At 40.0% G+C, this 8,133-nt stretch carries 9 protein-coding genes; 6 read left to right on the top strand and 3 right to left on the bottom strand.

Annotated elements, in window-relative coordinates; all coding sequences use genetic code 11:
- The 4 genes from H5090_RS00285 to lpxC all read left to right on the top strand — a co-directional run bounded on the left by H5090_RS00285 (position 1) and on the right by lpxC (position 4,299).
- Positions 1–786, top strand: coding sequence for a cell division protein FtsQ/DivIB (locus H5090_RS00285; RefSeq protein WP_002957996.1), 786 nt, complete (start codon positions 1–3; stop codon positions 784–786).
- Complete coding sequence (ftsA, locus tag H5090_RS00280) at positions 783–2,015, top strand: cell division protein FtsA (RefSeq protein WP_007582937.1); 1,233 nt, start codon at positions 783–785, stop codon at positions 2,013–2,015. Before H5090_RS00285 ends, ftsA begins: the two co-directional genes overlap by 4 nt.
- A gap of 21 nt (positions 2,016–2,036) precedes the next feature.
- Positions 2,037–3,281 carry a cell division protein FtsZ gene (gene ftsZ, locus H5090_RS00275; RefSeq protein ID WP_058154155.1) on the top strand — a complete coding sequence of 415 codons (1,245 nt, stop codon included), beginning with the start codon at positions 2,037–2,039 and terminating at the stop codon, positions 3,279–3,281.
- Positions 3,282–3,387: 106 nt separating this feature from the next.
- Positions 3,388–4,299, top strand: coding sequence for a UDP-3-O-acyl-N-acetylglucosamine deacetylase (gene lpxC / locus H5090_RS00270; protein WP_182694712.1), 912 nt, complete (start codon positions 3,388–3,390; stop codon positions 4,297–4,299).
- 81 nt (positions 4,300–4,380) lie between these two features.
- On the opposite strand, the gene yjjG is transcribed toward lpxC, so the two are convergent.
- The 3 genes from yjjG to H5090_RS00255 form a co-directional block, all read right to left on the bottom strand.
- Positions 4,381–5,055 carry a pyrimidine 5'-nucleotidase gene (yjjG, locus tag H5090_RS00265; protein WP_182694711.1) on the bottom strand — a complete coding sequence of 225 codons (675 nt, stop codon included), beginning with the start codon at positions 5,053–5,055 and terminating at the stop codon, positions 4,381–4,383.
- 13 nt (positions 5,056–5,068) lie between these two features.
- Positions 5,069–5,614: an inosine/xanthosine triphosphatase gene (gene yjjX, locus H5090_RS00260; RefSeq protein ID WP_100218333.1), complete on the bottom strand. Its 546-nt coding sequence runs from the start codon at positions 5,612–5,614 to the stop codon at positions 5,069–5,071.
- A gap of 63 nt (positions 5,615–5,677) precedes the next feature.
- A complete protein-coding gene (locus H5090_RS00255) occupies positions 5,678–6,577 on the bottom strand; it encodes a phosphoribulokinase (protein WP_002958002.1) in 900 nt (299 codons plus the stop codon).
- Between the two features lie 157 nt (positions 6,578–6,734).
- Here H5090_RS00255 and H5090_RS00250 point away from each other — a divergent pair, with 157 nt between their 5' ends.
- Complete coding sequence (locus tag H5090_RS00250) at positions 6,735–7,610, top strand: hypothetical protein (protein ID WP_058154159.1); 876 nt, start codon at positions 6,735–6,737, stop codon at positions 7,608–7,610.
- Positions 7,611–7,685: 75 nt separating this feature from the next.
- The gene (locus tag H5090_RS00245) at positions 7,686–8,051 is read left to right on the top strand and encodes a hypothetical protein (RefSeq protein WP_007376965.1); all 366 of its coding nucleotides are present in this window, start codon (positions 7,686–7,688) and stop codon (positions 8,049–8,051) included.
- The last annotated feature ends 82 nt before the right edge of the window (positions 8,052–8,133 follow it).

Below are 8,133 nucleotides of genomic sequence, written 5' to 3'. Positions count from 1 at the left end.
ATGCATCCCCTTTTAGAAAAAGCTCAACAACTAAAACAGCAACTTAACTTTAATTGGTCGCTGATTTTTGGAGTGAGTTTTTTTCTGGTTGTGGTTATAGGCTTAGTACAAATAACCACAGGTGTATCTGATTGGTTAGTTGAAAATAAAGATGCTCAAATTAAGCACCTTACAGTGCAAGGGCATCCCAAATACACAGATGAAACGGCAATTATAAAAGCAATTAAAAAAGCCGATTTAAGTAGTTTTTTTGAACTTGATGTTAAGCACGTGCAGCAGCTAGTTCAAGACTTGCCTTGGGTTGCTACCGCTTCGGTACGTAAACAATGGCCTGATACTATACAGGTGTATGTAGTTGAACATGAAGTAGTTGCTCACTGGAATAGCGACTTGTTGCTCAACCAAAGTGGCCAAGCATTTCAAGCCAGCAGCGATAAGTTAGATGATAACTTACCGCAGTTATATGGCCCAGAAGGTAGCGAAGAAGAGGCGTGGGTTGCTTTTAAGCAATTTGATGAAATGCTCAGAGTTAATGGTTTAACATTAACAAGTTTGGCATTATCGGAGCGTTTTTCGTGGCAACTTTGGCTAGATAACGGGATTCGCTTAAATTTAGGGCGTAAAGATAAAGCCAAGCGTGTACAACGTTTTATAGACGTTTATCCACGAATGGAACAACGTGCAGATGCACAAGTAGATACAATCGATTTACGGTATGATACCGGCCTTGCAGTAAGCTTTAAGCCAATGCAAGAAGAACAATTACAAAATAAGAGTAAGGCATGACTAAGTCAGCAGAAAGAAACCTAGTAATAGGATTAGACGTTGGCACCTCGAAAGTGGTTGCCACGGTAGGTGAAATCACCGCAGATAACAAGCTCAGCATTGTTGGTGTGGGCAGCCAAGTATCTCATGGTATGGATAAAGGCGGCGTTAACGATTTAAACTTAGTGTCTGAGTCTATTCGACGAGCAATAGACGAGGCCGAGTTAATGGCTGATTGTCGTATAAGCTCTGTGTATTTGGGTATTTCTGGCAAGCATATACAATGCCAAAACGAAAGTGGTGTGGTGGCAATCAATAACACCGAAGTCACTGACGAAGACATTGAAAACGTAATACATATTGCGCGTTCTGTGCCTATTTCAGCAGAGCGTAAAATGCTGCATGCATTGCCGCAAGAATACAGCATCGATATGCAAGAGGGCATTAAAAACCCACTAGGCATGAGCGGCGTTCGTATGGAAGCGCGTGCACATATCATTACGTGCTCAAACGATATGGCAAAAAATATCGAAAAATGCGTTGAGCGCTGTGGTCTTGAAGTCGATCAACTTATCTTTACTGCACTGGCGTCATGTTATTCTGTACTAACAGATGACGAAAAAGAGCTAGGTGTTGCAGTACTTGATATTGGTGGCGGCACTATGGATATCACCATTTATATCAATGGCGCACTTCGTCACTCAGCCGTTATACCTGTAGCGGGTAACCAAGTTACTGGTGATATTGCAAAAATATTTCGCACACCTATATCACATGCCGAGTCACTCAAAGTACAATACGCATGTGCTAGTAGCCAAATGGCAAGTAGCGAAGACACAATTGAAGTACCAAGTGTAGGCGGACGACCAGCAAGGTTGATGTCGCGCCATACATTATCTGAGGTGGTAGAGCCTCGTTTTAGAGAATTATTTGAGCTTGCGATGGAAGAAATTCGTCGTTCAGGCTTAGAAGACCAAATTGCGGCAGGTCTCGTTATAACAGGCGGAACTGCTAAAATGACTGGCGCTATGGAAGTGGCAGAAGACATTTTCCAAATGCCAGTAAGAATAGGCAAACCAATCGGGATGGTTGGTTTGACAGACTATGTAGATGATCCTTCGTACGCAACCGCTGTTGGTTTGTTACAATACGGGCGTACCATGCAATCGATGAATGCACAAAAGTCGAAAGCAGAGGATAACAATAATTGGTGGAACCGCATTACTAAATGGTTCCAAGGCGAGTTTTAAGACTCAAGTCGGAGAGTAAACATGTTTGATATAATGGAACAACACAGCGAAGAAGCTGTAATAAAAGTAATCGGCGTGGGCGGTGGTGGCGGTAACGCTGTTGAGCACATGGTAAAACAACAAATAGAAGGCGTGCGTTTTATAGCCGCTAATACGGATGCGCAAGCATTACGTAACTCTGCTGCCGATATTACAGTTCAACTAGGCACGCAAATAACCTCTGGGTTAGGTGCGGGCGCAAACCCTGAAGTAGGCCGTAAGTCGGCTGAAGAAGATGCAGATACAATTCGTGCCAGCCTTGAAGGCGCCGATATGGTATTTATTGCAGCTGGTATGGGCGGTGGTACAGGTACTGGTGCAGCACCGGTAGTTGCTAAAATTGCTAAAGAACTCGGTATTTTAACTGTTGCAGTTGTAACACGTCCTTTTGATTTTGAAGGTAAAAAACGTGCAGCAGCCGCTGAACAAGGCATTAATGAATTGTCAGAAATTGTAGATTCACTTATTACAATTCCTAACAATAAATTGCTTAAAGTTTTAGGGAAAGGGACTACACTTCTAGATGCCTTCGCTAAAGCTAATGACGTATTATTTGGTGCGGTACAAGGTATAGCAGAGCTAATTACACGTTCTGGTTTAATTAACGTGGATTTCGCCGATGTTAGAACAGTAATGTCTGCAATGGGTACTGCAATGATGGGAACGGCGTCTGCGTCAGGTCCTGATCGTGCACAAGAAGCTGCAGAAGCCGCTATCTCAAGCCCACTACTAGAAGACGTTGATTTAACAGGTGCTAAAGGTATCTTAGTTAATATTACCGCTGGTATGGACATTGCAATTGAAGAATTTGAAATTGTTGGTAATCACGTTAAAGCACTTGCGTCAGAAAACGCAACGGTTGTTGTTGGTGCGGTAATCGACCCAGAAATGACTGATGAGCTACGTGTAACGGTTGTTGCAACTGGTTTAGGCGGCGATCGCCGTCCACAGTTTGGTATTGTTGATAACGGCTTTAAAAAAGCATCAGGTTCTGATGTTGCAAGCACATCAAACCAAACGAGCAGCATGTACGTGCCAAGCTTTGCAAGCCAAGATACAAACGCTGAAGAAAACACGACTAAAGAGCAAGCGCAAAGTAAAGAGAAAGCGCCTTCAACGAGTTCAAGTAGTTCAAGTTCTTCAGCGCAAAATAGTAAAAAAGCAGATAAATCAGAAGGTGGTGATTATTTTGATATTCCCGCTTTTTTACGTAAGCAGGCAGATTAACATTTAATAATACTTTTGTTTGAAATATGTACAAATATTGAAAGGCAATAGGATTTATGTTAAACTCCGCCGTCTAACTGTAACTGATTTAAAAGTGAGCATACCTATGATTAAACAGCGTACGATTGCACAAGTAGTCAAAGCCATAGGAATTGGACTTCATAAAGGTGAGAAGGTCACAATAACTCTCCGACCTGCGAGCGCAAATACTGGGATTGTATTTCGTCGTGTCGACCTTGATCCGGTTGTTGATTTTGAAACAACACCTGAAGCCGTTGGTGATACGCAGTTGTGTACCTGTTTAATTAACAAAGATGGTGTTCGCTTATCAACTACTGAGCATCTTATTGCAGCTGTTGCTGCAATGGGCATTGATAATCTAATTGTAGAATTGGACAGCTCAGAGGTGCCGATTATGGATGGTAGTGCATTACCATTCATATATCTGTTACAAAAAGGCGGAATTGAAGAACAAAACGTTGCTAAACGCTTTATCCGTATTAAAGAAAAAGTACGCATTGAAGAAGATGGTAAGTGGGCTGAAGTTGAACCATATGATGGTTTTCATATCGACTTTGAGATTGCATTTAACCACCCAGCTATCAATGAAAGTCGCCAACGTATTGGGTTGGATATAACAACGCAAAGCTTTATTGAAGAAATTAGCCGTGCGCGTACTTTTGGATTTATGAAAGATATTGAATACATGCATGCAAACAACCTAGCGCTAGGTGGTAGCATGGATAGTGCTGTGGTACTTGATGAATTCAAAGTTTTAAATCCTAATGGCTTACGTTATAGCGATGAGTTTGTTAAGCACAAGATATTAGACTGTGTTGGTGACATGTTTATGACAGGTCATAATCTTTTGGGTAAAGTAAATGCATTTAAATCGGGTCATGATTTAAATAATAAATTACTACGTAAAATTATGGCTACAGAGTCAGCATGGGAGTGGGCAACATTTGAAACGCCTGTGACGATGCCTGCACCCGGTCTTGAGTTAGCTCCAGCCTAAAAGCAGTAAAAGAACAGCTCACAAACAGTTATAAAAAATGACGCTAATTAGCGTCATTTTTTTTGCGTAAAATTTACTCTATTATAACTCTAAAAGAGCTTGTAACTGATTTAAATGAGTTACTGTATAAGTTGGCTTTATTCCTTCGGCTAATTGTTCACCAGTGTGTTGTAACCAGCAAGTATCAATACCTGCATTGTTGCCGCCAAGTATGTCGCTTGCAGCAGTATCACCCACCATAAGTATCTCGCTTTTATCTGGGTTACCCATTAGCTCAAATGTGTGCTCAAAAATCGCTTTATTTGGTTTTGCTATACCCACAAGTTCAGATATTACTAACCATTCAAACATATCTTTTAAGCCAGTATGCTCAAGGCGTACGGTTTGTAAGCGGGCAAATCCGTTAGTAATAATACCTAATCGAGCATTTGGCTTAAGTTTATTTAAAAGCTCAATAGCACCAGGTAATGGCTCGCAAATTTGCGCCATAGCATCTAAAAAAGCATCGTTTAGCTCTTTTGCGGGCACATTAAGTTTTGAAGCCCATTCATTAAAGCGTGTTACTTGTAAGTAATCTGCGCTAATAGTGCCATTTTGATAATCAACCCACAGCTGCTTATTGGTTTTTTGATAATGAATATAGTCGTCTTGGCTAAAATCTACGTTGTAAGCTTTAAACATGCGAGTCATGCCCGCTAAAATATCAAACCTAAATAAGGTTTCGTCTGCATCAAACAATACATAGTTGTATTTCATTAAACTTCCTAAATTAATTTGTTTGGCTGTAGAGATCTACGTGTAGAAAGGGCGCCATAGCTAAAGTGAGTGCTTGTGTATAGGTGCTTTCGCGCGTGGCATGATTGTTTGTAAGTAACCCAATAGCGCCCCCTTTTTGTTTAACGTTGGTGGTATTAAATGCTTTGTCCATTACATCGCCAAGCTCTTCGCCGTTAAGTAATGCGTTATAAAGCACTTGAGGCAAGGGGAGGTTGCTGCTGCGCCCTACAACCTGATTTAAGGCATTATCAATAACTACGTAAGCAAAGGTTGCTGCACCATAGCTAAATTGCTCTGCACCGCCTTCCATTGCCACGTAGTAGTGAGCTTGGTAATGCTCTTTGCAATAATTAACACGGTTTTGTGCGCCAACACGTGTTTCTTCTTCGCCAATAGGTTGATCTGGCACATTGGATGGAGCATCAACACCTTGGCAATCAATTTCATGTTCAGGGAAATACATTGCAAAAATATGTTTAGCAGCGTTAATTTTTACAGGGTTTTTAGAACCCACAATAATTTTTAATGAGTACAACACAATGTCCCTTATTGTTACTAAAATCAGCAGTGTACGTGAGAGAGCTCAATCTTAGAAGAAGAGTTAAATAGGTATATCCAAAGGTGCTAAGTTTTCCAGTGCACGCTTTTTCAAAATAATATCTTTAATAAGTGGAGTAAGAACCAGCTCCATAGCTAAGCCCATTTTGCCCCCTGGTACTACAAGCGTATTAATACGAGACATAAAACTGCCTTCGATCATCCGTAAATAATAAGGAAAATCAACATCATCAATACCCCTAAAGCGAATAACTACAAAGCTTTCATCAAGAGATGGAATATCTTTGGCGCTAAATGGGTTTGATGTATCAACGGTCGGCACGCGTTGAAAATTAATATGGGTACGAGAAAACTGCGGGGTAATATGATTTATATAGTCATCCATACTGCGCACAATAGAGCCCATAACCGCTTCGCGAGAATGGCCTCGTTCGGATGTATCGCGTATTAATTTTTGAATCCATTCAAGGTTAATAATTGGAACCATGCCTATTAATAAATCGACATGCTTTGCAACGTCTACATCTTGATCAACTACACCACCGTGTAACCCTTCATAAAACAAAATGTCAGTATTATGGTCAAGATCTTGCCAAGGTGTAAATGTACCTGGTAATTGATTGTACGGAACGGCTTCATCAAAGGTATGTAAGTAGCGGCGTAACTTTCCTTGACCTGTTTCGCTATAGTTTTCGAACAGCGTTTTTAAAGCGCCAAAGTCATTGGCCTCTCGGCCAAAGTAACTAATATGTTTACCTTCTTGTTGTGCTTCTCGAACTTTTTTATCCATTTCGGGGCGAGTGTAACGATGAAAGCTATCTCCTTCGACAAAAGCCGCTTGAATATTAAGGCTACGGAAAATATGTTTAATTGCATTCGTTGTGGTGGTTGTACCCGCACCAGATGAACCCGTAATCGCAATAATAGGATTTTTAGCTGACATGTTAATTCTCTTTTTTAGGACCAGGTTTTATAACCAGACTAAACTTAACATTATTTTAAGTCGTTTGGGTATCTTAAGAGTTGACTGACTTAGCTCAAGTGACGCCATCAGCAAATAACGTTATCATGAGGTGCTTAAAATTAAAACGAGAGAAAGCATGAAACTTATTAAACCATTACTTGGATTATTTTCTATAGCAGCGCTGAGCCCAATAGTGGTGCAGGCTAGCATGCCAAAAAGCCAAGTATTACTTGCTGATTTAAATACACCTTTCGGGGTACAAGTTAGTATTGTGAGCGATAAAAATAGTTATAACAACCAACCGCACTTAACAAGTACAGGTTTATACTTTACTCATGAAGTAATTAATAAAGGGCAAAGCCAAACTGATATTGCTTATTATGATTTCACGTCAAAAAAAGTTACCAATATAACTAACTCTCCCGTAAGCGAATACTCACCAACAGTTATGCCAAGTGGTGATGCGATATCAGCGATTGTTGTAGAAGCTGACGGTAAGCAAAAATTGTGGCAATACCCACTCAAAAATGAAGATGCGCCACGTCGTATTTTTGATTGGATTGAACCTGTTGGATACCATGCATGGGGTGTCCAAAATGATTTAGTGATGTTTATTTTAGGAAAGCCTCACACGCTTCAATATACTTCTGTTGCACAAGCGAAGGGGGAAATAGCTGCCAGTAATATTGGCCGAACGCTTATTTATAACAACTCAATGGCTGCATTTTTATTTAGTTACACTAAAAACGAGCAACACATTTTAGCGAGTTTTAATCCACAAGATAAACAAGTTGAAGACCTATTAAGGTTACCGGCTCAAGTTCAAGATTTTATTTTAAAAGATAATGCGACCATTGCTTATGCTATTAAAAACCGCGTTTATCAGCGTAAACTTGATGGAAGTGATGAAGTATCGCAATGGCTTAATTTAAGCACCTACTGCGAAACAAATATAACAAGAATGAGTTACAACAATGAAAAACTCGCTTTTGTATGTGATATAACAAAGTAAAGCAGACAAATAAATTCAGATTTTATTGTGCGTATGCGTTAATCTAATACGCAAATTAACTAATAGGGATTACACGTGGCTTATAGTGCAGACGAGCTGACAGAACAGCTCATTAAATTACAGTGCAGAAGTAATTTTAAGATTAAAAATATTGCAGAGTACATGTTAGTAAACTCTAAAGAAGCATTTTATACCCACAGCGAAAGCGGCAAGGGTAAAATAGTAATTCGCCCAGCATTTGAGGTGTTTAGCGATGATTTTAATGATATAGATGGCGTAACGCGTGCGCAAGGGTACTTCCATAGCAGTGAGATGACACGCTTTCCTACGCGCATTTTTAAAAGCGCTCAACCTATTCACTACGGTGTTGCGTTTAAAATAAATTCTGAGCAAGCAGCCAAAGATTTTATAGCCAAGCTAACTATGATTATTGGTAATTAATAAAGCAAAAATATAAACGTAAAAAGCCGCTGAATTTATTTTCAGCGGCTTTTGTATTTTTATAGCTCAATAAACCTAATAA

It is taken from the genome of Pseudoalteromonas sp. SR43-5 (assembly GCF_014163835.1).
GTDB lineage: Bacteria > Pseudomonadota > Gammaproteobacteria > Enterobacterales > Alteromonadaceae > Pseudoalteromonas > Pseudoalteromonas distincta.
Note: the sequence above shows the minus strand (reverse complement) of the source record. Positions and strands in the feature narration are given on the sequence as shown.